25 protein-coding genes, 1 pseudogene and 1 riboswitch are annotated in these 25,343 nt (G+C 69.2%); of the genes and pseudogenes, 12 read left to right on the plus strand and 14 right to left on the minus strand.

Features of this window, described 5'->3' with window-relative positions:
• The first annotated feature begins 103 nt into the window (after positions 1-103).
• Positions 104-805, plus strand: coding sequence for an endonuclease III (gene nth / locus Y590_RS01840; RefSeq protein ID WP_060772114.1), 702 nt, complete (start codon positions 104-106; stop codon positions 803-805).
• A gap of 193 nt (positions 806-998) precedes the next feature.
• Complete coding sequence (purC, locus tag Y590_RS01845; RefSeq protein WP_003605938.1) at positions 999-1,793, plus strand: phosphoribosylaminoimidazolesuccinocarboxamide synthase; 795 nt, start codon at positions 999-1,001, stop codon at positions 1,791-1,793.
• A gap of 88 nt (positions 1,794-1,881) precedes the next feature.
• On the opposite strand, the gene Y590_RS01850 is transcribed toward purC, so the two are convergent.
• Genes Y590_RS01850 through Y590_RS01865 form a run of 4 tightly spaced genes read right to left on the minus strand, consistent with a single transcriptional unit; the run spans position 1,882 to position 6,866 of the window.
• Entirely contained in the window at positions 1,882-3,537 is a 1,656-nt protein-coding gene (locus Y590_RS01850; RefSeq protein WP_060768385.1) for a glycosyltransferase family 2 protein, read from the minus strand.
• A complete protein-coding gene (locus tag Y590_RS01855; RefSeq protein ID WP_060772115.1) occupies positions 3,534-5,582 on the minus strand; it encodes a glycosyltransferase family 2 protein in 2,049 nt (682 codons plus the stop codon). The genes Y590_RS01850 and Y590_RS01855 overlap by 4 nt, the downstream gene beginning before the upstream one ends.
• 45 nt (positions 5,583-5,627) lie before the next feature.
• Positions 5,628-6,263: a hypothetical protein gene (locus Y590_RS01860; RefSeq protein WP_060768386.1), complete on the minus strand. Its 636-nt coding sequence runs from the start codon at positions 6,261-6,263 to the stop codon at positions 5,628-5,630.
• A 60-nt stretch (positions 6,264-6,323) separates the two neighbouring features.
• Positions 6,324-6,866: an invasion associated locus B family protein gene (locus Y590_RS01865; RefSeq protein WP_060768387.1), complete on the minus strand. Its 543-nt coding sequence runs from the start codon at positions 6,864-6,866 to the stop codon at positions 6,324-6,326.
• Positions 6,867-7,103: 237 nt separating this feature from the next.
• Between Y590_RS01865 and Y590_RS01870 the strand changes: the two genes are divergently transcribed.
• Positions 7,104-7,523 carry a hypothetical protein gene (locus Y590_RS01870; RefSeq protein WP_060768388.1) on the plus strand — a complete coding sequence of 140 codons (420 nt, stop codon included), beginning with the start codon at positions 7,104-7,106 and terminating at the stop codon, positions 7,521-7,523.
• A gap of 75 nt (positions 7,524-7,598) precedes the next feature.
• Here the strand turns inward: Y590_RS01870 and Y590_RS01875 are convergent, their stop codons facing one another.
• Positions 7,599-8,324: a M48 family metallopeptidase gene (locus tag Y590_RS01875; protein ID WP_060768389.1), complete on the minus strand. Its 726-nt coding sequence runs from the start codon at positions 8,322-8,324 to the stop codon at positions 7,599-7,601.
• A gap of 95 nt (positions 8,325-8,419) precedes the next feature.
• Positions 8,420-9,664, minus strand: coding sequence for a polyhydroxyalkanoate depolymerase (locus Y590_RS01880; protein ID WP_060768390.1), 1,245 nt, complete (start codon positions 9,662-9,664; stop codon positions 8,420-8,422).
• A gap of 146 nt (positions 9,665-9,810) precedes the next feature.
• On the opposite strand from Y590_RS01880, the gene Y590_RS01885 reads away from it, so the two are divergent.
• From Y590_RS01885 to purQ, 5 genes are all read left to right on the plus strand, one after another.
• A complete protein-coding gene (locus Y590_RS01885; RefSeq protein ID WP_060768391.1) occupies positions 9,811-11,205 on the plus strand; it encodes an ActS/PrrB/RegB family redox-sensitive histidine kinase in 1,395 nt (464 codons plus the stop codon).
• Between the two features lie 36 nt (positions 11,206-11,241).
• Positions 11,242-11,844 carry an ActR/PrrA/RegA family redox response regulator transcription factor gene (locus Y590_RS01890; protein ID WP_060772116.1) on the plus strand — a complete coding sequence of 201 codons (603 nt, stop codon included), beginning with the start codon at positions 11,242-11,244 and terminating at the stop codon, positions 11,842-11,844.
• A 181-nt stretch (positions 11,845-12,025) separates the two neighbouring features.
• Entirely contained in the window at positions 12,026-12,250 is a 225-nt protein-coding gene (locus Y590_RS01895; RefSeq protein ID WP_015821040.1) for a hypothetical protein, read from the plus strand.
• Between the two features lie 191 nt (positions 12,251-12,441).
• Positions 12,442-12,681 carry a phosphoribosylformylglycinamidine synthase subunit PurS gene (purS, locus tag Y590_RS01900; RefSeq protein WP_060768392.1) on the plus strand — a complete coding sequence of 80 codons (240 nt, stop codon included), beginning with the start codon at positions 12,442-12,444 and terminating at the stop codon, positions 12,679-12,681.
• Complete coding sequence (gene purQ / locus Y590_RS01905; RefSeq protein WP_060768393.1) at positions 12,681-13,361, plus strand: phosphoribosylformylglycinamidine synthase subunit PurQ; 681 nt, start codon at positions 12,681-12,683, stop codon at positions 13,359-13,361. The genes purS and purQ overlap by 1 nt, the downstream gene beginning before the upstream one ends.
• 73 nt (positions 13,362-13,434) lie before the next feature.
• On the opposite strand, the gene Y590_RS01910 is transcribed toward purQ, so the two are convergent.
• On the minus strand, positions 13,435-13,980 hold the full coding sequence (locus Y590_RS01910; RefSeq protein WP_060768394.1) for an adenine phosphoribosyltransferase: 546 nt from the start codon (positions 13,978-13,980) through the stop codon (positions 13,435-13,437).
• 72 nt (positions 13,981-14,052) lie between these two features.
• Positions 14,053-14,847 (minus strand): inositol monophosphatase family protein, encoded by a 795-nt coding sequence (locus Y590_RS01915; RefSeq protein ID WP_060768395.1) that lies wholly within the window; start codon positions 14,845-14,847, stop codon positions 14,053-14,055.
• A 209-nt stretch (positions 14,848-15,056) separates the two neighbouring features.
• Between Y590_RS01915 and Y590_RS27170 the strand changes: the two are divergent.
• Positions 15,057-15,392: pseudogene (locus Y590_RS27170) on the plus strand (heme-binding protein); the annotation flags it as partial.
• Positions 15,393-15,427: 35 nt separating this feature from the next.
• Here the strand turns inward: Y590_RS27170 and Y590_RS01920 are convergent.
• From Y590_RS01920 to Y590_RS01940, 5 genes are all read right to left on the minus strand, one after another.
• Positions 15,428-16,045 carry a thiamine phosphate synthase gene (locus tag Y590_RS01920; RefSeq protein WP_060768396.1) on the minus strand — a complete coding sequence of 206 codons (618 nt, stop codon included), beginning with the start codon at positions 16,043-16,045 and terminating at the stop codon, positions 15,428-15,430.
• Positions 16,046-16,051: 6 nt separating this feature from the next.
• A complete protein-coding gene (locus Y590_RS01925) occupies positions 16,052-16,861 on the minus strand; it encodes a thiazole synthase (protein ID WP_060768397.1) in 810 nt (269 codons plus the stop codon).
• 2 nt (positions 16,862-16,863) lie between these two features.
• The gene (gene thiS / locus Y590_RS01930; protein WP_060768398.1) at positions 16,864-17,076 is read right to left on the minus strand and encodes a sulfur carrier protein ThiS; all 213 of its coding nucleotides are present in this window, start codon (positions 17,074-17,076) and stop codon (positions 16,864-16,866) included.
• Positions 17,073-18,293: a glycine oxidase ThiO gene (gene thiO, locus Y590_RS01935; RefSeq protein WP_060768399.1), complete on the minus strand. Its 1,221-nt coding sequence runs from the start codon at positions 18,291-18,293 to the stop codon at positions 17,073-17,075. The genes thiS and thiO overlap by 4 nt, the downstream gene beginning before the upstream one ends.
• Positions 18,294-18,370: 77 nt before the next feature.
• Positions 18,371-18,493, minus strand: a riboswitch (TPP riboswitch).
• 122 nt (positions 18,494-18,615) lie between these two features.
• On the minus strand, positions 18,616-19,890 hold the full coding sequence (locus Y590_RS01940; protein ID WP_060768400.1) for an adenylate/guanylate cyclase domain-containing protein: 1,275 nt from the start codon (positions 19,888-19,890) through the stop codon (positions 18,616-18,618).
• A 297-nt stretch (positions 19,891-20,187) separates the two neighbouring features.
• Between Y590_RS01940 and Y590_RS01945 the strand changes: the two genes are divergently transcribed.
• The 3 genes from Y590_RS01945 to Y590_RS01955 all read left to right on the plus strand — a co-directional run bounded on the left by Y590_RS01945 (position 20,188) and on the right by Y590_RS01955 (position 23,204).
• Complete coding sequence (locus tag Y590_RS01945; RefSeq protein WP_060768401.1) at positions 20,188-20,556, plus strand: hypothetical protein; 369 nt, start codon at positions 20,188-20,190, stop codon at positions 20,554-20,556.
• A 291-nt stretch (positions 20,557-20,847) separates the two neighbouring features.
• A complete protein-coding gene (locus Y590_RS01950; protein ID WP_060772117.1) occupies positions 20,848-21,852 on the plus strand; it encodes a helix-turn-helix domain-containing protein in 1,005 nt (334 codons plus the stop codon).
• An 8-nt stretch (positions 21,853-21,860) separates the two neighbouring features.
• Complete coding sequence (locus tag Y590_RS01955; protein WP_060768402.1) at positions 21,861-23,204, plus strand: MFS transporter; 1,344 nt, start codon at positions 21,861-21,863, stop codon at positions 23,202-23,204.
• Between the two features lie 45 nt (positions 23,205-23,249).
• Here Y590_RS01955 and rpoD read toward each other — a convergent pair whose 3' ends face one another.
• Positions 23,250-25,250 carry an RNA polymerase sigma factor RpoD gene (rpoD, locus tag Y590_RS01960; protein WP_060768403.1) on the minus strand — a complete coding sequence of 667 codons (2,001 nt, stop codon included), beginning with the start codon at positions 25,248-25,250 and terminating at the stop codon, positions 23,250-23,252.
• Positions 25,251-25,343: the final 93 nt, after the last annotated feature.

A 25,343-nucleotide genomic window follows, 5' to 3' on the forward strand; every position in this document is an offset into this window, starting at 1 on the left:
GAAAAAGCCGTCTTCCCGCCCTTCTGCCCCTGGTGCGGTAAAAAGTCAGTCGTCGAAGTCTGTCGAGAAGACAGTGAAGCCGGCAAAGCTCAAGGCCAAGCTGATGCCGGCTCTGGCGGCCGGCGTCGAAACCTCGCCCGAACCTGTCGATGACGCGACCCTGGTCGAGGTCTTTTCGCGGCTTCGCGCGGCCGATCCGGAACCGCGTTCGGAACTCGAATACCTCAATCCCTACACGCTGCTCGTGGCCGTGGTGCTCTCGGCTCAGGCCACCGACAAAAGCGTAAACCTCGCGACCGCTCCGCTCTTCGCCATCGCCGACACGCCGCAGAAGATGCTGGATCTCGGCGAGGAGCGGGTCCGCCACTTCATCCGCACCATCGGCCTGTTCAACACCAAGGCGAAGAACGTCATCGCGTTGTCGCGGATTCTGCTGGAGCGGCACGACGGCGCGGTGCCGTGCGACGCCGAGGCCCTGGAGGTGCTGCCGGGCGTCGGGACGAAGACGGCGAGCGTCGTGCTCAACGTGGCCTTCGGCGTGCCGCGGATCGCGGTCGATACCCACATCTTTCGCGTCTCGAACCGCATTCCGCTGGTTTCCGCAGCGACAACCGACAAGGTGCAGGCGGGGCTGGAGGCGCGGGTGCCGGAGCCGTTCCGGCTCAACGCCCATCACTGGCTGATCCTGCACGGGCGCTACACCTGCAAGGCCCGTCGGCCGGATTGCCCGCGTTGCAGCATCGCGGATCTGTGCCGCTACCCCTCGAAGACGACCGCACTCACCCCCATATCATCCAGGGATTAGGCGGGTCTGCGTCCACGGCGGCAATGCGTTGTCCGGCCAACGCGTTGTGCTGCAAACCTCGTTCCGGTAGATTGATGCTAAGGCGGCCGGACATGTCTCTCTCGGGAAGCATAATCCGGCCGTCTGCCCGCCAGACGGGCCGCCGCGCCGCGGATTTCGCCTCAAGTGCCAGTTCCGAAGGAGCCTCGGCCCCATGGACTTCCTCAAACCACGGTACACGCCTATGAACCGCCGCCGTCGCATTTACGAGGGCAAGGCGAAGGTCCTCTACGAGGGACCCGAGCCGGGGACGCTCATCCAGCACTTCAAGGACGACGCGACCGCCTTTAACGCGAAGAAGCACGAGGTGATCGACGGCAAGGGTGTGCTGAACAACCGGATTTCCGAGTTCGTCTTTCAGCACCTCAACGACATCGGCGTGCCGACGCACTTCATCCGCCGGCTCAACATGCGCGAGCAACTGATCCGCGAGGTCGAGATCATTCCGCTCGAGGTGGTGGTGCGCAACGTCGCCGCCGGTTCGCTGGCGACGCGGCTCGGGCTCGAGGAAGGCACGCAATTGCCGCGCTCGATCATCGAGTTCTACTACAAGAACGACCAGCTCAACGACCCGATGGTGTCCGAAGAGCACATCACCGCGTTCGGCTGGGCGACACCCCAGGAGATCGACGACATCATGGCGTTGGCCATCCGCGTCAACGATTTCCTGTCCGGCCTCTTCCTCGGTGTCGGCATCCGTCTCGTCGACTTCAAGATGGAGACCGGCCGCCTGTGGGAGGGCGACCTGATGCGCATCGTCGTCGCCGACGAGATCTCCCCCGATTCCTGTCGGCTGTGGGACATCAAGTCCTCGGACAAGCTCGACAAGGACCGCTTCCGCAAGGATCTCGGCGGCCTGATCGAGGCCTATACCGAGGTCGCCAAGCGTCTCGGCATCATGTCCGAGAACGAGAAGGTTCAGGCCGGCGGCCCGCGCCTGGTGCAGTAAGCGTGCCTCGCGAAACTCCCGATCTCCGACCGTTCTCCCTCTGACGAGGACGGTGCAGCGGGAGTTTTGTGAGAGACACGAAGCGTCGTCAGCGCGGCTCGGCCGGCTCCATGCCGGTCCAACCTCGGCGAAGGCGCAGATGGGTCGAGAGGTCCGGGTCGAAGCCCGGATGATAATGGGGGTCCTGCGCGAGCAGCGGCCCCCATCGCGTTCTCAGCGCCTCGACCTCGGCACGGTGTCGGGCGGCCGCCGCCGGTGAGGGCCGGCGGCTCGCCGATTCCCGGTGATGGAGGCGGGCGCCCCCGACATAGAGGGTTCGCAGGCCCACGGCGTTCAGCCGCAGACAGAGATCGACGTCGTTGAAATCGATGGTGAAGGTCGATGCATCGAAGCCGCCGACGCGAGAGAACTTGTCCGCCTCGATGACGAGGCAGGCGGCGGTCACGGCCGAGACGCTTCGGGTGGCGCGCAAGGCGCCGAGATAGCCCGCCGCATCTCCGGCGAAATGGCGGTGGCCGTGGGTGACGAGACCGCCGGTGCCGAGCACGATCCCGCCATGCTGGATCCGGCCCTCACCATCGACCAGCCGGGCCCCGACCGCCCCGATATCGGGGCGCAGGGCCTCGCGGACCATGCGCTCCAGCCAGTCCGGCGCCTCGGCCTCGACGTCGTTGTTGATGAAGGCCAGGAGGCGTCCGCGCGCTTGCGCCGCCACGCGGTTGTTGATCGCGGCGAAGTCGAAAGGGCCCGGACAGGCAACGACCCGCGCCGCGCCCTCTGCCTCGAGCGTGCGGAAATAGGCGAGCGTCTCGGGATCGCGACTGTCGTTGTCGCAGATCAGAATCTCCTTGGCCGGCCAGTCGGTGCGGTGACGCAGGCTCTCGATGCAGGGCCGAAGCAGGTCGAGCCGGTCGCGGGTGGGGACGATCAGGCTGACGAGGGGGCGCGGCTCCGGCAGCGGCCGGTCGAGGCGAATCACGCCGTCTTGCCCGACGAGGACGGGCGTGCCCCCCTCCCCCATCCGATCGAGATCACGCCGGACCGCCTCCCGCCGCGCCGTTCGCCCCTCCCCCCTCTCTTCGAAACGTCCGAAGGACAGGAGGCGCGGCAGATGGCGCACGGCGCCTGGGCCGAAGCGGTCCGCGATCCCCAGGGCCAGATCGAGCGCGGCGGCGCCGGGAACGGTGTCGATGCCGATCACGCTGGCGCGGCGAAAGGCGATGACGGGGCCGAGATAGTCGACCGTGTGCAGGTAGTCCCGATCGAAGGCCGGACGCAGCAGGGGAAGCCAGGAGCCATGGACGGCGTGGCTGAACAACGCGTCGCCGTAGATCGCGTGACGATCCGGATCGGCGAAGGCGGCGGCGATGGCGGCCGCCGCGCCCGCCGCGATGTGCTGGCCTTCGGACGTGAGCAGGACGATCGGAGGTCCGTCCGCGGTGATGCGGATCGCGCCCTGCGCGTCCGTCCCAATGCGCTCGATCCCCGCCGCGGCGAGGGCGGCCTGCGGCTCGCTCGGCGGTGGCACGATGCGGGGCCGGTCCAGACGAGGATGGGCGCCGACCAGCGCGACGAAAGCCTGCGCCGCCCGCAATCGCCGGCCGGAGAGCCGCGCCGACAGGATCGGCAGAGCCCGCCTCGGCTGGCGGAGCGCCCGGGCGAGGAGCGCGAGGCGTCTCGGGGCGGGCTCGGCGGCGAAGAGCAGGGCGTCGGGCCATGCCGGGGGCGAGCCGTCGGCGCTCATTCCAGTTCCTCGCCGAAAGTCGTGAGCGAGAGGGCCGGATGGTAGAACGGATCGTGCCGGATCACGTCGCGCCAGCGCGCGGTGAAGGCGGCGGCCTCGCGTTCGAAGCGCGCGCGGGCGGCACCGACCGGCCGGCCGCGGCTCACCGATTCGAGGTGAGACAGCACCGCGTGCGGTGTCCACACCGTCTTCCAACCCCGCACGCCGAGGCGCAGGCAGAAGTCGATGTCGTTGAAGTCCACGGCAAAGGTCTCTTCGTCGAAACCACCGACGGCCTGGTATTTCTCTCGCGCAACGGCGAGGCAGGCCGCCGTGACGCCTGACACCTCGTGCGCCACGCTCAAGCGATCGAGATGGCCGGGCGTGTCGGCGGGGCGGCGGCGCAGGATATGGCCGGCCTCGCCGCCGAGCCCGACCACGACACCCGCGTGTTGAAGGCGCCCATCCTCGTAGAGCAGTTTCGCGCCGACCGCGCCAACCTCCGGTCGGACCGCCTGGGCGACGAGGACGTCGAGCCAGTCGGGTCGCAGCACCGCCACGTCGTTGTTGAGCAGCACGAGGACGTCGCCGCGCGCCTTCTGCGCGCCGGCATTGACCAGCGCCGAGAAATTGAAGGGGTGCGGATAGGGCTCGATCCGGACCCGCGGATCGAGGCGTAACCGCTCATACAGATCGAGCACGGCCGGCTCCGTCGAACCGTTGTCCACGATCACCAGTTCGAGGGCGGGATAGGGCGTCTTCTCGAGGACATCCTCGGTGACCCGCGCGATCAGATCGAGCCGGTCGCGGGAGGGGATGATGATGCTGACGAGCGGTGCCGGGTCCGGCAGCGGCCATCGAAGATCGAGGCGGCCGTCGTGGAGCGCTGCACGCGCCGGCGATCCCGTGGTGCGCAGGTGGCGGTCGAGGTGGAGCGCGCGGACAGCCGGATCGGCTCTGACGGGCTCGCGACGGCACAGGATGCGGGGGATGTGGGCGACACGGGCCGCGGATCCGGCCGCGAGATCGAGGGTGAGGGCCAAGGCGTCGGGCGTGCCCACCGGCTCGGCGGACAGGCCGGCGAGGAAGTCCCTCGCGATCAGCGCGGGCGCACCGACATAGCCCGTGGCAAGCGCCAGATCGGGGCTCCAGTCCGGCTTGAGGCGCGGCCTGAGCGTCCGGCCGCCGGTCTCCTCATCGGCATAGACCATCGCGGCCGCCTCGGCGCTCTTGGCAAGCTGGCGCAGTGCGTCAGGAGCCAGGATGTCGCCGGGGCGGAGCAGGCCGAACAGGTCGGCCCCGCCGCCAAGCTCGTGCAGCGTCGCGGCCGGATTCCATGGGGTGGAGAGGACGCGCCGGTCGATAGCCGGATTCGTTGGTGGGGCGCCATCCGTCCAGGCGATGAGGAGAGACCAGTCTTGATGGGTTTGGGCGCGCAGGCTCGCGACGCTGCGCGCCACCGCATCGGCACGCGCGAAGGGAGCCGGGAGAACGAGGCGGATCTGCGCGCCGGATTTCGGCTCGGCCGGCGTGACCCGAAACAGCCGCGACGCCTTCCAGGCCGGATAGCGGACAAGGGGTGACACCGCGCAGGCGCCGCGAAGGCTGTCGCGCCAGCGCCGCTCGTCGCGCGCGACAGCCGCGTGCAGGGCGGCTGCGGCGCGTCCCGGCCGCTTCAGCAGCGCCTCCGCAAAGACGCTCGCGCTGCTCCGCAGCCCGACGCGCTCCAGCGCGAAGCCCGACTCTGCGGCGATCTCGATGCCCTCGCAATCGCCCGGCAGGTAGCCGAGCCAGCGTGCGACGCCGAGGGCAACACCCGGCAGCACGAAGCCGTCGCGTCGGCCGGCGCCGCGAAGCAGGCGCAGCAGAGGCCTCTGCGGCCGCGCATGCACGGGCAGCGTATAGGTCAGGACGATCCAACGACACTGCCACGGCCTCCGCTCAGGGGGCGACAGGACGAGGCGGCGGTCGAACAGGGGGTCGTCAGCGGGCACCAGGGAGAACGGCGTCTCCCGACCCTGCCACACGCCCCGCCCATCGCCTCCCCTTGCATCAGGCGTGGCGATGCCGTCCTCCGGCAGGTTTCGAGCCATGCTGCGCGGGCAATCCCGTCATTGTGCGGCCGGGGCCTCACCCTGTTCCGCCGCCGCCGCCGCGGGTGCGGGCTTGCGGCGGCGCGCGGCCGGCTTCGGGCGCGCCGAGGCGCCGGCCAGGGTCACCTCGATGTCGTAGCCCATCGCCTTGTCGGCGGGCACGGTGAGATCGTTCTCGATAACCGTCGCCTCGCCCTGGGCGGCGCCTGCCGGAATCGCCACCGCAACACGGTGGCTGCGCATCATCACGGGCTGCTCGTTGTACTTCACGCCGATGGTCACCGGCACGTCGAAACGCCCGGCCGCACCGGCCGGTCCGAGCAGGGCACGCAGCTCGACGCCGACACGCACCGCGACCGAGCCGTCGGGCCGCGCCTTGCACTCCCGGCTAAGCCGGCCGAGCACGATCTGATGGCGCAGGCGCCGGTTGTCGCCCGCAGCTCCCGCGAAAGCCTGGACCGCGGCGCCGCCATCCGGAACGAAGACCGGCGGGCAATAGACGTCGTCGGGGTCCTGCGCCCGCGGCGCGGTGACCGCCGGTGCGTCGCCCTCGCGGCCGCCGAACATGTTCTTGAAGAAGCTGCCCGGTTCGGCCCGCGCCGTGCCGGGCACGGCCAGCACCAATCCACCGAGGATGATCAACGCCCTGCGCATCGTTTGACCGTTCCCTGCCCTTTCCCGGCGATCCCTTGAACGCTCCGGAGCCGGACGATCCTACTTGAGCGCGTCGAAACCGGGGCCGAAGCCCTTCATCGAGACCGGGATGCCGACCCCCTCCTCCGGCGTCTGGAAGACGATGAAGGTCGATTGCGACCCGTTGCGCATCGATTTGATCAGGCCGTCATCCATCACCACCTCGGCGACGCAGCCCATGCTCAGGCAGCGCACGAAGCTGGCGCGGCCGATATCGGTCTGATCGATCTTGAGGCCGAGGCCGGAGGTCAGGAGGATGCCGAGCGGAGCCTGCACCCGCAGCAGGTAGCCGCGGTTGTCGGCGATCTTCAGCACGATGACGACGAGGTTGAGGTTCGGCCGGTCTTCCGCCGCCACGTACTGCACGAGGGCGCATTGCTCGGCCTTGGCACCGGCCGGCGTCTCGCAGCGCAACTGCCAGTCGTCGAAGGTCTTGCGCACGGTCCCCTGGGCCTGTGCGGCGCCGCCCCCGGCCAGCACCGTCGCGGCGGTCGCGGCCGCCAGCGCAAGACGGCGGCCGGCCCCAGGACGCAAAGCCCGAACCACGCCCGCAAACAGACTCATACGAACTCCGATCGATCGCTTGTCGAGACGGTGGCCGGCTCCGGCGGATGCCCCCTCGCGCTAACGCAGTCGAGGCGTTCGGAGATGCCGCCCGGCCTCGGGCGTTGGGACCATGCAGGTTTCCCGGTGTCAAGCAATCGCGGCGAGGGTGTGTCGGGAATGGGGCAAAGCGGCTACCCCTCGCCGCCCGGCTGCCCTAAGGTAAGGTCAAGCTCCCCTTCATCCGAGGAAACCGCCATGCGCCGCCTCGCCTCCCCCCTCGCCCTCGCGACCCTCTTCGTCGCGGTGGGTTGCGGGGGCGCTTCCGCCCTCTCCCTGCCGTTCGAGGAGTCGGATTACCTCCCGCCCGAGGCGACGACGACCTATATCGAGCGCTCCCTCAACCATCAGGCGCCGCTCACCATCGAGCATCCGCCCGTGGAGCGGAACCCGCGCGGGCGCCGTCGTGGCGACGCGGCGGCCATCGCCGGCTTCTGCCGGGACGGTGGCACCGTGCTGCGCCGCGATGCGATGGGCCGCCCCACCTACCTGCGTCAGCGCGAGGTTTGCGAAAACGTCGCGCCCCGCACCCTGTGGCCGGGCCACGTCGATCCGCGCCCGACTTGGCCGGCCGAGGCCGCGCCTGCCCGCAGCCGGGCGATCGTGACGAAGTACTGAGCCGGTTCCGGTCGATCGGACCGGAGGCGGCGCCTGGGGATCGCCCGAATCCGCAGGGATCGACCGGATTTGGAGTCAGCCGTAGCGGTGCAGTTCCGAGCCGTGCCGCTTCAGCCACCGCTCCGCCTCATCCACATGGGGACAGAGTTCGTTGGTGAGCGCCCAGAAGCGGGGGGAATGGTTCATCTCGCGCAGATGCGCCATCTCGTGGGCGACGAGGTAGTCGAGCACCACGGGCGGCGCGAGGATCAGCCGCCAGGAGAAATTCAGCTCGCCGCGAGCGGTGCAGGACCCCCAGCGGCTGCGGGTGTCGCGCAACGTCACCCGCGCCGGCCGCTGGCCGAGGCGCGTCGCGTAGACCGCCACCGATTGCGACAGGTCGCGCCGGGCCTCCCGCATCAGGAACTCGCGGACACGGCGCGGCATGTGCGCCGGATCGCCTGGGACGGCGAGCGTCCCGCTCGCGGGATCCGCCTCGGCCATGCCGCGCCCGTCCCGCGCCACGATCCGGTGCGGCACACCGCGCAGCGGGATGACCGAGTCTTCCGCGAACGGCACCCGCTCGGGCAGCTTGGCGAGGCGGGCGGCGATCCAGCCGCCGTGGCTCTGCGCGAACTTCTGAGCCGTGGCGAGCGACGACCGGATCGGCAGCGTGAGAACCACCGCGCCGGTCGCACTCGAAACCCGCAGGGTCAGCCGGCGCGCGGTCGGCCGCCGAAGAATGGTGACGCGAAAGGTCTGCCCGTCATGAGCGATCTCGATGTGATCCGGATCCGGCCGTCGCAGCAGGGCGCGCGTCATGCCCGCGAGCCTAGCCGCAGCCGGCCGGCTCAGCCATCCCAGCAATGCCTCTCTCACCGGAAATCCACCTGATCGGACGCTTGCCCGCGTCGCGGTCAGGCGCTGCCCTCCATCTCCCGTACGAAGCGGGCGATGCGCGGGGCGATGACGGACCGGAAGCGCGAGCCGTTGAACACGCCGTAATGCCCCACCTTCTCCTGCATGTGGTAGGCCTTGCGGGCATCGGGCAGGTTCGGGGTCAGGTCGAGGGCGGCCTTGGTCTGGCCGACGCCGGAAATGTCGTCGTTCTCGCCCTCGACGGCGAGGATGGCGCAGCGGCGGATGGCCGAGAGATCGACCAGCCGTCCGCCATGGCGCATCCGCCCCCGCGGCAGGGCGTGATCAACGAAGACGGTCTGCACGGTCTGGAGGTAGAACTCCGCCGTCAGGTCCATCACCGCGAGATACTCGTCGTAGAAGTCGCGGTGCTTCTCCGCCGAATCGCCGTCGCCGGTCACGAGGTGGTGGAACATGTCGGTATGGGCGGTGACGTGGCGATCGAGGTTCATTGCCATGAAGCCCGAAAGCTGCAGGAAGCCGGGATAGACCCGGCGCATCACCCCCGGATAGAGCGGCGGCACCACCGTGATGCAGTTCTTCTCGAACCAGGCCATGCCGCGCTCCTGCGCGAGGCAATTCACGGCGGTCGGCGAGCGGCGGGTGTCGATCGGCCCGCCCATCAGGGTCATCGAGACCGGCACGTGGGCCGAATCCGCCGCCTCCATCAGAGCGACGGCGGCGAAGACCGGCACGGCGGGCTGGCAGACGGCCATCACGTGCAGGTCCGGCCCGAGGTCACGGAACATCGCCTGCAGGTAATCGATATACGTGTCGAGGTCGAAGCGCCCGTCCAGCAACGGGACCATGCGCGCGTCGGACCAATCCGTGATGAAAACCCGGTGGTTGGGCAGCATCGCCTCGACGGTGCCGCGCAGGAGCGTCGCGTAATGGCCCGACATCGGCGCCACGATCAGGAGCTTGGGCTGCGGCTCCGAATGCCCGGCGGGCAGCGCCCGGTCGAAGGCAATCACGCGACCGAAGGGCCGTTCCCAGACGACGCGCTCCGAGACCGGAACGCCTTGGCCGTCGATGACGGTCGTGGGCAGGCCGAAGGCCGGCTTGCCGTAGCGGCGGGTCACGCGCTCGAACATCTCCAGCGCGGCAGCCGTCGAGCGGGCATAGGGACCGTAGGCGAGCGGATTTCCGGGGTTATCCAGGCTGTGCCGAGCCGCGTCCGCCGCGAGCCGAGCCGGCGTCAACATCGCGCGGGCCGTCTCGTACCAGATATACGCCAGATCCATTTCGGCACTCCCCGGCGCGGCTCCCGAACCGGCCGTGCTCCCGTCGATCTTATCGAATGTTGCAAGCAGCGAAATCCTTCAAAATTACAACGGGCCGGTAACGCGTCCGTGGACGTTCCCCCCGCCAGCCCTATCGTAGCCGCACCATGATGGACGCGGCCCACAAGACCCTAACCCCGACGGGCCGCCACCTGCGGCTCGACACCTTCGTTCGCCTGCGCTGGCTCGCGCTCACCGGGCAGAGCGCGGCAGTCGTCGGCGCCCAGTTCGGGCTCGGGCTCAACCTGCCCTTCGGCTGGTGCTTCCTCGTCATCGCCACCTCATGCTGGCTGAACCTCGCGCTGCGCATCCGCTTTCCCGCGAGCTACCGCCTGAGCGACGATTCGGCAGCGCTGCTTCTCGCCTTCGACATCGTGCAACTCGCGGGCCTGCTGTTCCTCACCGGCGGATTGCAGAATCCCTTCTCGCTCCTGTTCCTCGCCCCCGTCCTGATCTCGGCCACCGCCCTGCCGCCGGAGCGGACCCTCGCGCTCGGTCTGCTGGCGGTCGGGCTCGCCACCCTGCTCGCCCTCGTCCACCGCCCCCTGCCCTGGTTCGCCGACGGGCGGATCGAGCTGCCCTTCCTCTACGTCTCGGGGGTCTGGACCGCGATCCTGCTCGGCACCGCCTTCACCGGCGTCTACGCGTGGCGGGTGGCGGAGGAGACGCGCCAGCTCGCCCGGGCGCTGGCCGCGACCGAACTGGTTCTCGCCCGCGAGCAGCACCTGTCGCAGCTCGACGGGCTGGCCGCGGCGGCGGCGCACGAACTCGGGACGCCGCTCGGCACGATCATGGTCGTGGCCAGGGAACTCGACCGGCAGCTCGGCCCGACCGCCTCGCCCGCCATCGCCGAAGATCTGAGCCTGCTGCGCGATCAGGTCGATCGCTGCCGCGGCATCCTCTCGAAGCTCACTTCGATGGGCGAGGAGAACGAGGAGGGTGAGAGCTTCCTCCAGACCGTCACCTTCGGTCATCTCGTCGAGGAACTGGTGGCGCCGCAGCGGGCGCTCGGCATCGCCGTCGAGGTCGTGCGGCAGGGCGAGGGGCCGGAGCCGGTCTGCCGCCGCAATCCGGGGGTGATGTTCGGGCTCGCCAACATTCTCGACAACGCCGTGGACTTCGCCGAATCGCGGGTCGTGATCGAGGCCGGATGGGACGCCGAGCGCGTCACGCTGACGGTCCGCGACGACGGCCCCGGTTTCCCCAGCGAGGTGTTGTTGCGAGCGGGGGAACCCTACGTCACCACCCGCAATCGCGACCGTTCGCAGAATCCCGACGAGGTCGGCGGAGGGCTCGGACTCGGCCTGTTCATCGCCAAGACGTTGATCGAGCGCTCCGGCGCGCAGCTCCTGCTGTCCAACATCACGGAAGCGGGACAGCGCGGCGCGCTGGTGCGGGTGACGTGGCCTCGTCACGTTTTCGAGAGGGAAGTGATTGTGCCCCATCCCGTTGCGCACAATTCTCTGAGACCCCTAACGGAACGGGATGCCGCACCTATATAATGCAAAGAGATGACCCGAACCCACGAGGAGCACCGCATGCTGACGCAGAGCGGGACGACGGTGCCGAGCTCTGACACCGCTTTTCTGTCCGATGCCGATCCCCTTTCCGCCTTCAGCGATCGCAGCCTGCTGATCGTTGACGACGACAAGCCTTTCTCGACCCGCCTCGCCCGGGCGATGGAAGCGCGCGGATACGAGGTCCACGTGGCCGAGAGCGTGAGCGAGGGCGTGGCGGCCGTCGAGACCAAAGCGCCCGCTTTCGCCGTGATCGACATGCGGCTCGGCGACGGCAACGGGCTCGACGTGATCGCCCGCCTCAAGGAGCGCCGCCCCGAGGCCCGAGGCGTGATCCTGACCGGCTACGGAAACATTGCCACGGCGGTGACGGCGGTCAAGCTCGGCGCCTTCGACTATCTCGCCAAGCCGGCCGATGCCGACGAGATCCACGGCACGCTGATGGCGCAGCCGGGCGAGCGGGCCGACCCGCCGGAGAACCCGATGTCGGCCGACCGGGTGCGCTGGGAGCATATCCAGCGCGTCTACGAGCTGTGTAGCCGCAACGTCTCCGAGACGGCACGGCGCCTCAACATGCACCGGCGTACGCTCCAGCGCATCCTCGCAAAGCGAGCACCGCGCTAAAGCTGAAAAGGGCCGGCGGATCGAAACCGCCGGCCCTTTTTCGTTGCCGAGGCATCCGCGCAGGCGCGTGCCCGAGGCATTCATACCTTATCTGTGTGTCCTCGTTGGTTCCGGGCGGTTGCGCCAGGCCCCGGCCTAGGGCTATTTCGCCGCTCGAAGAGCGGAACAGGCTTACGCGGGTATGCGGAACCTCATCACGATACTCGGCCTCATGGTGCTGGTCGGCACGGAAGTGTTCGCTGCGGCCATCGCGGCCGGCTGGGCGCTGGCCGGATTGCTCGATCTCGGCGACCAAGTCGGCCACGTGCTCATGGCTCTGTTCAGCCTCGTCGCCGCCTGGATCATGGTCCAGCTCTGGCGCCGCGCCACCGAAGCCGAGCCGATCGGCTCGACCCGTCGCCGGTGATTCTTCTCGAGCGGTGACGTCTTCACGAAACCGCGATAGATTTCCGGGATACGGCCGATCGCTCATCGCCTGCTCTCGGGTCGCCTCGAACATCCGGCTCACTCGTACGCGATCGAGCGCAATCCCCTCCGTCCCCGGCATCGCCGCCCCCGCACGGCGCGGCCCGCCGATTTCCCAAACGAGTGCCCGCCATGAAAGCCCGCATCGTCGTCACGTTGAAGACAGGCGTTCTCGATCCGCAGGGGAAGGCGATCGAGGCAGCCCTGAAGTCGTTCGGGATCGATGAGGTCTCCGGCGTACGCCAGGGCAAGGTGTTCGACCTTGAGGTCGCCTCGGAGAACCGCGAACAGGCCGAGGCGACGCTGAAGGCCGCCTGCGACAAGCTGCTCGCGAACACCGTCGTCGAGAACTACACCGTCGAGATCGCCTGATGCGCGCCGCCGTCGTCGTCTTTCCGGGCTCGAATCGCGACGGCGACGTGGCCCGCGCACTCCGCTGCTCCGGTGCGGAGGTCGTCAGCGTGTGGCACGCCGACACCGAACTGCCTGCCGGCACCGACCTCGCGGTGGTACCCGGCGGGTTCTCCTACGGCGATTATCTGCGCTGCGGCGCGATCGCCGGCCGGGCAGCGGCCATGGATGCGGTGCGCGCGCACGCCGCCCGCGGCGGCCTCGTGCTCGGCATCTGCAACGGCTTCCAGATCCTGTGCGAATCGGGCCTGCTGCCGGGCGTGCTGATGCGCAACGTCAACCGCCGCTTCATCTGCCACCGGCAGTTCCTGCGGGTCGAGCGCGCCGACACGCGTTTCACCTCGGCCTACACAGAGGGTCAGGTGATCGACGTCTGCGTGGCGCATGGCGAGGGCAACTACTTCGCCGATTCCGAGACGATCGGCCGCCTCGAGGGCGAGGGCCGCATCGCCTTCCGCTATTGCGACGCCAGCGGTGCGCTGACCGAGGACGCGAACCGCAACGGCTCGCTCAATTCCATCGCCGGCATCTACTCCGAGCAGCGCAATGTGCTCGGCATGATGCCCCACCCCGAGAACTTCGTGGACGGCCTCGTCGGCGGCACCGACGGCAAGGGCCTGTTCGACAGCCTGGCAGCCTGAGGGCCGGTCGCTGCGCTGACGTTGGCGATGACGAACATCGCCAGCCCGGGGAAACCCCTGCGCCCTGAGGGGCTCAGTGCCCCTCGAATTCCATCAGCGTGCGCACGGTGACGCCGAGATCCCGCAGGCGCTGGGCGCCGCCGATCTCCGGCAGATCGATCACGAAGCAGGCGGCGATCACCTCGGCACCGAGCTGGCGCAGAAGGTTCACCGCCGCCGTCGCCGTGCCGCCGGTGGCGATGAGGTCGTCGACGAGGATCACCCGATCGCCCGGCTTGATCGCGTCGACGTGGATCTCGATCTCGTCGGTGCCGTATTCCAGCGCGTAGGCCGTCGAGACGGTCTTGTGGGGCAGCTTGCCCTTCTTGCGGATCGGCACGAAGCCCGAGGAGAGCTGATGCGCCACCGCGCCGCCGAGGATGAAGCCGCGCGCCTCGATGCCCGCGACCTGATCGATCCGCCCCCCCGCGTAAGGGTGCACCAGCGAATCGACCGCCCGGCGGAACGAGCGCGGATCGCTGAGCAGGGTCGTGATGTCGCGAAAAATGATGCCCGGCTTCGGATAGTCGGGAATCGAGCGGACCGAGTCCTTCAGAGCGGAGTGGCGGCGGGCTTCCATGCGGGGTGCTCGGTTGACGGCGATGCAGGACGTTCGATGGAACGGTGGCGAGGAGCGAGGGAGCCCCGCCCGTCAGGCGGCGGCCTTGCGCAGCAGGCCGATCAGCTCACGGTGCAGCACCTCGTTGCCGCAGGCCACGGAGCGGGCCGCGAGCGGCTCGGCGCCGCCATCCGCGCTGGAGACGAAGCCGCCGGCCTCGCGTACGAGGATGATGCCGGCCGCGATGTCCCAGGTCTGGAGGTCGCGCTCCCAGTAGAGGTCGGTCCGGCCACAGGCGACGTAGGCGAGATCGAGCGCCGCCGAGCCGAGGCGGCGGGTGCCGCCGGAGACCGCCATCACCGCGGCGACCTCCTTGAGCAACCGGCCATGGCTGCCGCGGCCGAGATAGGGCGTGCCATAGGCGACCAGCGCGTCGGCGAAATCCTGTCGTCCGGAAACGCGCAGGCGGCGATTGTTGAGGAAGGCGCCCTTGCCGCGCTCGGCGATGAACAACTCGTCCTTGGCCGGATCGTAGATCACGCCGGCAACGATCTGGCCGTCGCGCTCGAGCCCGACCGAGATCGCGAAATGCGGGATGCCGTGCAGGAAGTTCGTTGTCCCGTCGAGGGGATCGACGTGCCAGGTGTGGCTCCGGTCGGTGCCCTCGATGATCCCGCTCTCCTCCATGATGAGGCCGTAACCGGGCCGCGCCTTCATCAGCGCGTCGCGCAGGACCTCCTCCGCCTTCCGATCGGCCGCCGAGACGAAATTGCCGGGGCCCTTGCGGGAGACCTGGAGGTTCTCGATCTCGCCGAAGTCGCGCTTGAGCCCGCGGGCGGCCTTGCGAACGGCATCGACCATGACGGTCATGAGGGGAGAGTTGATCATGCGGTTCGGCTCGCAGCCCTGGCCGGGCGCCTTGTTGGAAAAGAATTCTGTCAGGGCTTCTATACGCCTTACGCCACAGCGCCAGGGGTGATCGGCGCAGGGGCGATATCCGGCAGGGTCCGGCGCCGGCCCCGGAGAGGCACACAGGTCGAGTGTAACCTTCGCGTGGAAGAGCCCGCCAGTGGCTCACCGCCGGAGGAACCCGCCCGATGATCGCCGGATTCCTTGCCGCCGCCGGCCTGCTGGGCGCAGTGACCGTGCGTGCGGCCGCCCCGACGCCCGAGCCGAAGCCGCACCCCTCCGCCGGAGGCACGCCGATCGGCCTCGACGCCGCCCGGCGCGTGGTCGCGGCGGCGGAGGCCGAGGCTGAGGTTGAGGCGGGCAAGCGCAACGCGAGACGCGGGTGTTCTTCAACGCCTACGCCACGTTCGGCCTATTACGGCACCCGGGATCCGGAGCGGGCGGCCTCGCCGGGCGGATTCCCTCGGGTGGTCGAGGGCCGGATCGTCGGTGCCATCGGCTGCTCAGGCGGCACGGGCGATCAGGACGTGGTGGTTCTGCCAAGCCGGCATCGCCGCCCTCAAGTGAGCGCGGCGACGAACCGGGCGGTGGCGTCGCGCGGATCGGACCCGCGCATCACGCCGCCCATCACGGCGACGCCCGCCGCCCCGGCCTCGCGGCAGGCGCGGGCGTTGTCCCCGTCGATCCCACCGAGCGCGAAGACCGGCAGGCCATGGGCCGCCGCGGCGCGCAAGGCGGCGAGACCGAGGGTGGGGCCGTAGCCGGGCTTGCTCGCGGTGGGAAAAATCGGGCTGAGGGTTGCGTAGTCGGCGCCCACCGCCGCAATCGCCGCGATCTCCGCGACCGAGTGGGCCGAGAACCCGATCAGCGCCGCGGCGCCGAGTGCCGTCCGCGCCGCGCGGATGCCGTCGATCCCGGCGGAGCCCGGCAGGTGCACGCCTTGCGCCCCGATCTCGACCGCCAGCCCCGCATCACCGCCGACGACGAGCCGTCCGCCGACCGGCTGCAGGAGCGCGATCAGGTCGCGGGCGAGATCCCGCCGCGCGTCGCGGTCGAGATCGCGGTCGCGCAGCCAGACGAAGCGCGCGCCCCCCGCCACTGCCGCCCGGACGGTCTCAGTCAGCGGTCGCGCCGCCCCGTGGCGGTCGGTGACGACCAGAAGCGGCGGGAGCGTCACCCGCCCTCACGAGCCCACGAGGCCGAGCTGCGGGCTCGACGGCTCAGCCCGGCCGCGGCGCGGAATGCGCCCGGCCAGATGCGCGAGCCGGCCCGCCTCGACCGCGTGGCGCATGGCGCCGGCCATCCGCACCGGGTCGTCGGCCTTCGCCACGGCGGTGTTGACGAGGCAGGCGGCGGCGCCCAGCTCCATCGCGATCACCGCGTCCGAGGCGGTGCCGATGCCGGCATCGACGATCACCGGCACCTTGGCCCGGCGGCAAATCAACTCGATATTGGCCGGGTTGGCGATGCCCATCCCCGAACCGATCAGAGAGCCCATCGGCATCACCGCGGCGCAGCCGAGATCGGCCAGCCGCTCGCAGATCACGGGATCGTCGTTGCAATAGGGCAGCACCGTAAAGCCGTCATCGACGAGGTGCCGGCAGGCTTCGAGCAACTCGGTGACATCCGGATAGAGCGTCTCGCGGTCGCCGATCACCTCGACCTTGATCCAGGACGTGCCGAGTGCCTCGCGGGCGAGTTCAGCGGTCATGATCGCGTCGCGGGCCGTTTCGCAGCCGGCGGTGTTGGGCAGAAAGCGGGCGCCCTTCAGCTTCTGAAAGGTGTCCGAGCCGTGCCCCTGGAGCGAGACCCGGCGGATCGAGGCGGTGACGACCTCGGCGCCCGAGGCGCGCACCGACTGCGCCATGATCTCCTGGCTGGGATAGCCGGCCGTGCCGATGAACAGCCGCGAGGAGAGCCGGATGCCGGCGATCACCAGCGCGTCGTCTCCGGTGGCGTCGGGCTGGGCGAGGGTGGTGTCGTGATGGTTCATGGTCAGCCTCCCTGCATGGCGCGGACGATCTCGATCCGGTCGCCCTCATTGAGTGACGTTTCGGCCCAGACGCTTTTGCGCACGACGCGGCCGTTGACGGCGATGGCGATTCCCTGGGAACTCTCGATGCCCCGCTCTTCGGCTTCGGTCGCGAACAGGGCGGCGAGGTCGGCCGCCTCGCGCTCGCAGGTCTCTCCGTTGACGGTCAGCCTCATGCCACGGCCCTCCCTCCGGTTTGATTCGATAATGAGAAGCGCGCCCGTCCGAAGCCGCGGGCGAAGTCCGGCAGCGCGCCCTCGGTGAGGAGCGTCGCCACGGCGTCGGCGGTCGCGGGGGCGAGCAGGTAGCCGTTGCGGTGATGGCCGGTAGCGACGACGAGGCCGGGCGCGGCCTCCTCGATGATCGGTGCGTCGTCGTCCGAGGTCGGGCGGAAGCCGCTCCAGACCGCGTCGATCTCCATCTCCTCGATACCGGGCAGAACCCGCCGCGCGCCCTCCAGCAAGGCGAACATTCCGCCCGCGGTGACACCGCTGGTGAAGCCGCAATCCTCCACCGTGGCGCCGATGATGAGGTGTCCGTCGCCCTTCGGCGCCATGTGCACCGCGTCGGTCCAGACCATGCGGGAGAGGGTGCCGGTGCGCTTGGTCGTGCGCAGGGCCAGCGACTGTCCCTTGAGCGGCCGGACCGGCACGGCGAGGTCGCCGGGAAGCAGGCTCGCCTCCCCGCTCCATGCGCCGGCGGCCAGGATCACCGTGTCGGCGGCGAGCGTGCGGCCGGCGGCGTGCAGGCCGGTGACGCGCCCGCCCCGGCGCTCCAGCCCCTCGACCGCGACACCCTCGCTGATGACGACGCCGGCCGCCTCGCAGGCGCGCAGCAGCGCTTCCATCACGAGCCGGGGATCGACCTGGGCGTCGAGGGGGCAGAGGATGCCGGCGGTGACGTTGGGGCGCAGCAGCGGCTCACGCGCGCGCACCTCCGGGCCGGACAGCCATTCGGCGGCGACGCCCGAGCGGCGCTGCAGGTCGTGGCGGAAGCGCAGGCGCTCCACCTCGTCGCGGCCGATGGCGATCACGAGGGTGCCGTCGGCGCGGTAATCGATCTCGCGGCCCGAGGCCGCCTGGAGCGCGTCGCGAAAAGCCGGCCAGCGGCGCAGGGATTCGAGCGCCAGCGGCAACAGCAGATCGGAGCCCGGCTCGTGTTCGGCGGCCGGCGCCAGCATGCCGGTCGCGGCGAGGCTCGCACCGCTGCCGACGCTCCCGCGCTCCACCACGGCCACCGAGCGGCCGGCCTGCGCCAGCCGCCACGCGATCGACAGGCCGATCAGCCCCGCGCCGACCACCGCGACGTCGGCACGCTGCGGCAACTCCGCCGCGCGCGGTCGTATCGCGAGGCTACGGCGCTGGCCGATCGGGGAGGTCAGCAGGTCTGACATCGAAAAACGTGCCTTCCACGGGTCTGCCCGCAGGAACTGGCACCATATGCTTCGATAGAAGCGGGTCCGCTCGAACGAGCGCCCATCAGGTCCAATCCCTACGCCGGTATGAGCCGGATCAGGTTCGAAGGATTTCCGCGCTGCCGGCGACGGCGATAGCGGTTTCTCAGCCCCTTGTCGGGGATCTCCCTGGAACAGATCGGATGTGGGCCCCGGCAGGCGCGCGGTCAATCCCTCACGGGGCCGGAAGCGGGTAAATCCGTCTACGCGGCACACCGGATGACGGAGGCGCCCGAACGCCGGGGCCGCGTTCGTGGACGATTCATTCCGCCGCGGCGGCCTTCGCGGCCCGCCTCCGGCCGGGGCGGTACACCGCCATCGGCTCATCGAACCCGTCGAGGACGTGGCTTCCCAGCGCTTCGGGGTCGCCCCACAGGAAGTCCACGAACGGCTTCGACATCAGGAGCGGCTCCTGAAGCGTGCGGTTGAGCCGCGCCAGGCGGCTCGCGAGGTTCACGTCGCGGCCGATCACGGTGAAGTCGAGCCGGGTGCCGGAGCCGACATTGCCGTAGGCCGCCTCACCGTGATGCAGGGCGATGCCGGCATCGACCACCCGCTCGCCCTGGCCGAAGCGCCCGACCGCGTTCGCCTCGGCAAGGGCCGACAACGCCGCCTCCGCCGCCGTGAGCGCACTCTTGGCCGCGCCGCCGAGATCGTCGCCCGACTCGCGGAAGATCGCGAGAAGCCCGTCGCCGAGATATTTCAGCACCTCGCCGCCCTCCCGCTCGATCGGCGGCACAAGGCAGTCGAAGAACGCGTTCAGGAGATCGACCGCGCCCTCCGGCGTCCGGTTGGCGGACAGGCGCGTGTAGTCGCGCATATCCGCGAACAGGATCGCCGAACGGATGCGGCGCACCTGCCCGCGCCGGATATCGCCCGAGAGGATCGCGCGATGCGGCTCGTCGCCGACATAGATGCGCAGCACCGTATCGAGTTGCTTGTTGAGGATGCGCATCTCCATCACCGCGGCGAGCGCGGGCATGACGAAGCGCAGGATCGCGATGTCCTCATCGCGAAAACCGTCTTTCGCGCGCGTGGCGAAGGTGATGCCGTTCTTGTTGCCGTTGGTGAAGATCAGGGGCGCGACGAGGTAGTGCGTATAGCCGTCGGCCTTCAGTTCGGGGATGATCGCGTAGGCGTCCTCGGCGGTCTCCGCGAGGTCGAGGCTCAGCCACTCGCCGGATTCGTGCACGGTGGAGAAGGGGCTCGCTTGGTAGGCCTTCGCGGAGACCTCGCCGTGGGGAAATAGGCGCACCGTCGAGCCGGCGCCGCGGGTCCAGACGCGACCGACACCCGAATACTCGGAATGAAGCGTGTCGATGGCCGTTGAGGCCCGGTCGATCGGCACGCCGATCGCGTTGAGGCGCTCGGCGAGCCCCGCGAGCAGGTCGTCGGCCTTGGGCAACCGGGCGCCCTCCCCGAGCAGCCAGTCGCGGATGCCAACGCAGCGTTGTAGGGCTCCGAACGGGACGTCCTCGGCTTCCGATCCGTCGGCGAGAGCCGTCGGCGTTGGTTTCGGGGCGTCGGCGTCGCGCATCGGGGGAAGGTGGGTTCTCGGGTGCTCAAAGCAAGGCTTCGCGCGGGGCACAGCTGGCGCTTTGAGCGCATGGTGGACGACGAACGCCCGGCACGCTCCGGCTTTAAGGAACGAGCTTGGCCGCATCGTGACGCGGGAGGCCGGGCAAGGTCGACCAGCATGACCGTATTTGGGACGCTGGATCAAGAAATCGAAGCAAGCCGGCAATGCGAAGCGCACGCCCCTGCGCTAAGGCGAAAGCGTGGCAGGAGGACGCCTGCCGGACCCGCCGATCGATCGGCGCCAGGACGACCCGACATGTTGAGAACCGCTTTCAGCCTCACCCTTCTGGCCACTGCGGCGCTTGCACCGAGCCTCACCCTCGCTCAGGGCAAGCAGGATTTCACGCTCGTCAACCGCACCGGCTACCAGATCGACGAGGTCTATGTCGGGCCCGTCAACCAGTCGCACTGGGGTCAGGACGTGATGGGCAAGGATGCGATCGGCAACGGCGACAAGGCCGACATCACGTTCAACGGCGGCTCGAACGCCTGCAAGTGGGACATCAAGGTCGTCTACAACGACGGAGACGAGTCCGAGTTTCGCGGCGTCAACCTGTGCAATGTCAGCACGGTGACCCTGTTCTGGAACCGCAGCGCCGGCGAGACGCGCTTCGTCGTCGAGTAGGCCCGACCCGAGGCGCCTTGCGGCACGAAAAGGGGCGGAGAGCCCGTCCGTTGAGCCGTATCCGACCTGACGGCATCAGGTCGGCGTTTCCCGGCCTTTGTTTCAACACGCATTCTTTCGCCGAACCGGCGACCGTTTCGTCGGAAAGCGCTCTGGTCATCGATCGATGGACGCCCCTCAACACATCGCGAGCGTGGTATTTTCTGCATAATAGCGCGCTTGCGATTGTTTGAAGCGATACCGATAACAGCACGGGCTCACGCTTTCAGAGTCTTGCGCGCTCCCTGGCCCGTGTCGAACCAATCCTTCACCTTCACATCCGAGGCGGACGGCTTCGAGGGATACTATGCGCTCTACTCGGTCGGGACCAACGTCGCAGCGACCGATAGGCTGTTCCGCGCTCACGTAGAGGCGCATCGGTTCGGCCCGATGAACGTCTTCGAGCGGACTTTGAGCGGCGTCAGGCATTGGCGTGACGGGGCCCGCGTGCGCCGCGACGGCTTCGATCACTTCGTGATCCAGTACCTGCGCAACGGCACCTATTTCGGCGGTCCCATCGATGCGGAACGCCGCCTCGCACCCCGCGACGTCATCCTGTTCGACATGAGCCGCCCGCAGCGCACGTGGATCGAATCGGCATCGACCGTCACCGTGAGCCTGAGCCGGAAACTGGTCGAGGCAGCGGCGCCCGAGGCGAGCCGCTATCACGGGCACATCTTGCCGGAGGCGGTGTCGGGTCTGCTCGGCGACCTGATGGGATCCCTCGCGCGGCGGGCCGCCGCCGCCGAGCCGAGCACCGCGGAGAGCACCGCCCGTGCGCTGACCGAGTTGCTGGCCGGCGCTCTCGGGCAGGTCAGGCTCGACGACGAGGCTTCGAGCGCCCTCATCGCCGATCTGCGGCGGCGGCGCGCGGAGGCGTTCATCGAAGCGCGGCTGAACGACCCCTCACTCGACGTATCGATGGTCGCAAGGGGGGCGGGGTTGTCGCGCAGCGCGCTCTATCGCCTGTTCGAGCCGACGGGCGGCGTCGCCTACCACATCCTGACCCGTCGCCTCGAACGGTTGAGCTCGGCGCTCCGCAATCCGGTCGAGGCCCGCTCGATCACCACCCTCACCTTCGATCACGGCTTTGCCAGCGAGAGTCATTGCAGCCGCGCCTTCCGCGGCACGTTCGGCTTGCCGCCGGGCCGCTATCGCGCCGAGATGCGCCACCCGCGCGCAGGCACCCTCGGCCAGCCCCTGCCCGGCGAAAGTGCCGCGAACCTGATGTCCGCGTGGTCGCGCGCCCTCGCCTGACCCCACGCATGTCATTCCCTTCCGCGAACCCGCAGCCGGGCACAGCCGTCGCCCGAGCCGGCCTCGTGGGCTGGCCGCTCGTCGCCTTGCTGGCGATGATCCAGTTCGCGGCCTTCAGCGACCGGTTTCTCCTGACGCTGGTCGCAACCCCGCTCAAGCAGGCACTGGCCCTGAGCGATACCCAACTCGGCTTGCTCCAAGGCTCGGCCTTCGCCCTCCCCTACGCGCTCGCCCTTCCGCTGCTGGGCATCGTGGCCGATCGCGGTCGCCAGCGCGGCCTTCTCCTGGCAGGGCTCTCCTTATGGAGTGCGGCGACTTTCGCCAGCGGCGTCGCGAGCGGGTTCGGCGCGCTTCTCGTGGCGCGCGTCGCGCTCGGCGTGGGTCAGGCGGGGTTCGGCCCGGCCGCCCTCTCGCTGATGACCCGGCATCTGCGCCGGGATCGCCTCGGCCGGGGCATCTCGGCGCTCACCGCCGGCGCCACGCTCGGCCGTAGCTTCGCCCTGCTCGCGGGTGGGGCCGTGCTGGCATGGCTGACGGCACGGGGCGGGCTCACCCTTCCCGGCCTTGAGCCGCTTCCCCCTTGGCAAGCCCTGCTCGTCCTCGCGGCGCTGCCGAACCTGGTCCTCGTGATCCTCGTCCTGCGCATCCAGCCGACCCCGCGGGCCGCCGCTTCGGCGCAGGCGTCGCGCGGGCCGCCCGGAGTGTCGCTTCGCAGCGCTCTGGCCTGGATCTGGCGGCGGCGGAAGGCGTACCTGCCGCACGTTGCCGCCGCGACGGCCGCGGTCCTCATGACACAGACCCTCACCGCCTGGGCGCCGACCTTCTATGTCCGCTCCTTCGGCCTCACCCCGGCGGAGAGCGGCCTGCGCCTCGGCCTCCTCGTGCTGATCGCCGCGCCGCTCGGTCATTTCGCGGGCGGGCTGGTGCTGGACCGGCTGCGCGGCGCCGGGCGCGCGGATGCCGCTCCGCTGCTTCTGGCGCTGGGGCTGATCCTGGCGGTGCCGATGACGGCGTTCGCGAGCTTGAGTCCCGATCTGTCTCTCTCGCTGCTCGGATTCGCCGGACTCGTCGCGCTGCTCGGCTTTACCAGTCCACCCGGATTGGCCGGCATCCAGATTCTGACCCCGCAGCGGCTGCGCGGCCGGGTCAACGCCCTGTTCCTCGCAACGGTCAATCTGGCTGGGTTCGGACTCGGGCCGCTTCTGGTCGGCCTGCTCAGCGACCACCTGTTCGGGGAGGCAGGCCTCGGGCTCGCGCTCCTCGCCGTCTACGCACCCGTCGGCGCAGCGGGGACCCTGGCCGCCCTGCTCGCCCGCCGCGCGTGGCGCCCGGCGCGTCGACGCCGGGCCTGAAACGAGAACGGCCGCCCCGAAGGGCGGCCGGTTTTGAGGCCCGGATCAGTTGTCGAGGAAGCTTCGAAGCTTCCGCGACCGGCTCGGATGCTTGAGCTTGCGCAGGGCCTTCGCCTCGATCTGGCGGATGCGCTCGCGGGTCACCGAGAACTGCTGCCCCACCTCTTCGAGAGTGTGGTCGGTGTTCATGCCGATGCCGAAGCGCATGCGCAGCACGCGCTCCTCGCGCGGCGTCAGCGAGGCGAGGACACGGGTCGTGGTCTCGCGCAGGTTCGACTGGATCGCCGCGTCGATCGGCAGAACGACATTCTTGTCCTCGATGAAGTCGCCGAGATGCGAATCCTCCTCGTCGCCGATCGGCGTTTCGAGGGAGATCGGCTCCTTGGCGATCTTCAAGACTTTTCGGACCTTCTCCAGCGGCATGGCCAATTTCTCGGCCAGCTCCTCGGGCGTGGGCTCCCGTCCGATTTCATGGAGCATCTGACGCGAAGTACGAACAATCTTGTTGATCGTCTCGATCATGTGCACCGGAATGCGGATCGTGCGCGCCTGATCGGCGATCGAGCGGGTGATCGCCTGCCGGATCCACCACGTGGCGTAGGTCGAGAACTTGTAGCCGCGGCGGTACTCGAACTTATCGACCGCCTTCATCAGGCCGATATTGCCCTCCTGGATCAGGTCCAGGAACTGCAGGCCGCGGTTGGTGTACTTCTTGGCGATCGAGATCACGAGGCGCAGGTTGGCCTCGATCATCTCCTTCTTCGCCTGGCGAGCCTCGCGCTCGCCCTTCTGCACCATGGCGACGATCTTGCGGTACTCGCCGATCTGCAGGCCGGTCTCCGAGGCGAGCGTCAGGATCTGCTCGCGCAGGTCCGCGACCTGCCGGCCGCCGCGCTCGACGAAGTTCTTCCAGCCCTTGCCGCCTAGAGTGGCGACGCGGTCCATCCAGTTCGGGTCGAGTTCGTAGCCCTGGTAGTGACGCAGGAACTCGTCGCGGGCGACGCCGTGGTGCTCGGCGGCGCGCATCAGGCGGCCCTCATGCGAGATGAGGCGCTTGTTGATGTCGTAGAGCTGCTCGACCAGCGCCTCGATGCGGTTGGCGTTGAGCGAGAGCGACTTCACGTCGGTGACGACGATGTCCTTCAGCTCGGCCTGCTTCTTGGTCTGCGCGGAGGTGACGGTGCCGCCGCCCGTCTTCAGCTCCGTCTCCTCGTTCTGGAGCTTGCGCAGCTTGCGGTAGTTCGAGGCGATGTTGTCGAAGGTCTCGAGAACCCGCGGCTTGATCTCGGCCTCCATGGCCGCAAGCGACACGTTGTTCTCCATGTCGTCCTCGTCGTCGCCGCCTTCCGGCGGGACGGCGCCTTCGGCCTCCTCCGATTCCTCACCCTCAGCTTCCGCCTCCTGCGGCGCGCCGCGGGCGTCGGGGCCGGCATAGGTGGCTTCGAGATCGATGATGTCGCGCAGCAGCACCTTGCCGTCGACGAGTTCGTCGCGCCAGATGATGATGGCCTGGAAGGTCAGCGGGCTCTCGCAGAGACCCGCGATCATCGCCTCGCGGCCAGCCTCGATGCGCTTGGCGATCGCGATTTCGCCCTCACGCGAGAGCAGCTCCACCGAGCCCATCTCGCGCAGGTACATCCGCACGGGATCGTCCGTGCGGTCGGTCGGCTCGCGGGTGGTGGGAGCCGCCACGGCGACGGCGCGGGTGCCGGAGGTCTCGGCGACCTCTCCGCCCTCCGTGCTCTCCTCCTCCTCGGAGGCTTCGCCGTTGGCCTTGGCCTCGGGCGCAGCCTCCTCGGATTCCTCCGCCTCGACCACGCGGATGCCCATGTCGTCGAGCTGCGCGAGCACATCCTCGATCTGGTCGCCGTCGACCTGACCGTCCGGGAGGACCTCGTTGATCTCTTCGTAGGTGACGTAACCGCGCTTCTTCGCGAGCTTGACCATCCGCTTGACGGCGGCATCCGTCAGGTCAAGGAGCGGGCCGTCCGTCGGTTGATCCTGGGCGGCGTCCGCATCGTCCCGCTCGGTTGCCTTCGTTGCCATGCTCAGCCTATTGTTCTCGTGGCGGCGCCGCAGGCTGAGCCCGCGCTCCGCGAAAGACCCGTCGCAATGTCGTGGAATGGCGCGCTTGTCGAG

It is taken from the genome of Methylobacterium sp. AMS5 (assembly GCF_001542815.1).
Lineage (GTDB): Bacteria > Pseudomonadota > Alphaproteobacteria > Rhizobiales > Beijerinckiaceae > Methylobacterium.

Bases quoted from the DNA above. Each gene is read 5' to 3' on its own strand.
- nth (WP_060772114.1), top strand. From the start codon at position 104: ATGCCGGCTCTGGCGGCCGGCGTCGAAACCTCGCCCGAACCTGTCGAT.
- purC (WP_003605938.1), top strand. From the start codon at position 999: ATGGACTTCCTCAAACCACGGTACACGCCTATGAACCGCCGCCGTCGC.
- Y590_RS01850 (WP_060768385.1), bottom strand. From the start codon at position 3,537: ATGAGCGCCGACGGCTCGCCCCCGGCATGGCCCGACGCCCTGCTCTTC.
- Y590_RS01860 (WP_060768386.1), bottom strand. From the start codon at position 6,263: ATGCGCAGGGCGTTGATCATCCTCGGTGGATTGGTGCTGGCCGTGCCC.
- Y590_RS01865 (WP_060768387.1), bottom strand. From the start codon at position 6,866: ATGAGTCTGTTTGCGGGCGTGGTTCGGGCTTTGCGTCCTGGGGCCGGC.
- Y590_RS01870 (WP_060768388.1), top strand. From the start codon at position 7,104: ATGCGCCGCCTCGCCTCCCCCCTCGCCCTCGCGACCCTCTTCGTCGCG.
- Y590_RS01875 (WP_060768389.1), bottom strand. From the start codon at position 8,324: ATGACGCGCGCCCTGCTGCGACGGCCGGATCCGGATCACATCGAGATC.
- Y590_RS01880 (WP_060768390.1), bottom strand. From the start codon at position 9,664: ATGGATCTGGCGTATATCTGGTACGAGACGGCCCGCGCGATGTTGACG.
- Y590_RS01885 (WP_060768391.1), top strand. From the start codon at position 9,811: ATGATGGACGCGGCCCACAAGACCCTAACCCCGACGGGCCGCCACCTG.
- Y590_RS01890 (WP_060772116.1), top strand. From the start codon at position 11,242: ATGCTGACGCAGAGCGGGACGACGGTGCCGAGCTCTGACACCGCTTTT.
- Y590_RS01895 (WP_015821040.1), top strand. From the start codon at position 12,026: ATGCGGAACCTCATCACGATACTCGGCCTCATGGTGCTGGTCGGCACG.
- purS (WP_060768392.1), top strand. From the start codon at position 12,442: ATGAAAGCCCGCATCGTCGTCACGTTGAAGACAGGCGTTCTCGATCCG.
- purQ (WP_060768393.1), top strand. From the start codon at position 12,681: ATGCGCGCCGCCGTCGTCGTCTTTCCGGGCTCGAATCGCGACGGCGAC.
- Y590_RS01910 (WP_060768394.1), bottom strand. From the start codon at position 13,980: ATGGAAGCCCGCCGCCACTCCGCTCTGAAGGACTCGGTCCGCTCGATT.
- Y590_RS01915 (WP_060768395.1), bottom strand. From the start codon at position 14,847: ATGATCAACTCTCCCCTCATGACCGTCATGGTCGATGCCGTTCGCAAG.
- Y590_RS01925 (WP_060768397.1), bottom strand. From the start codon at position 16,861: ATGAACCATCACGACACCACCCTCGCCCAGCCCGACGCCACCGGAGAC.
- thiS (WP_060768398.1), bottom strand. From the start codon at position 17,076: ATGAGGCTGACCGTCAACGGAGAGACCTGCGAGCGCGAGGCGGCCGAC.
- thiO (WP_060768399.1), bottom strand. From the start codon at position 18,293: ATGTCAGACCTGCTGACCTCCCCGATCGGCCAGCGCCGTAGCCTCGCG.
- Y590_RS01940 (WP_060768400.1), bottom strand. From the start codon at position 19,890: ATGCGCGACGCCGACGCCCCGAAACCAACGCCGACGGCTCTCGCCGAC.
- Y590_RS01945 (WP_060768401.1), top strand. From the start codon at position 20,188: ATGTTGAGAACCGCTTTCAGCCTCACCCTTCTGGCCACTGCGGCGCTT.
- Y590_RS01955 (WP_060768402.1), top strand. From the start codon at position 21,861: ATGTCATTCCCTTCCGCGAACCCGCAGCCGGGCACAGCCGTCGCCCGA.
- rpoD (WP_060768403.1), bottom strand. From the start codon at position 25,250: ATGGCAACGAAGGCAACCGAGCGGGACGATGCGGACGCCGCCCAGGAT.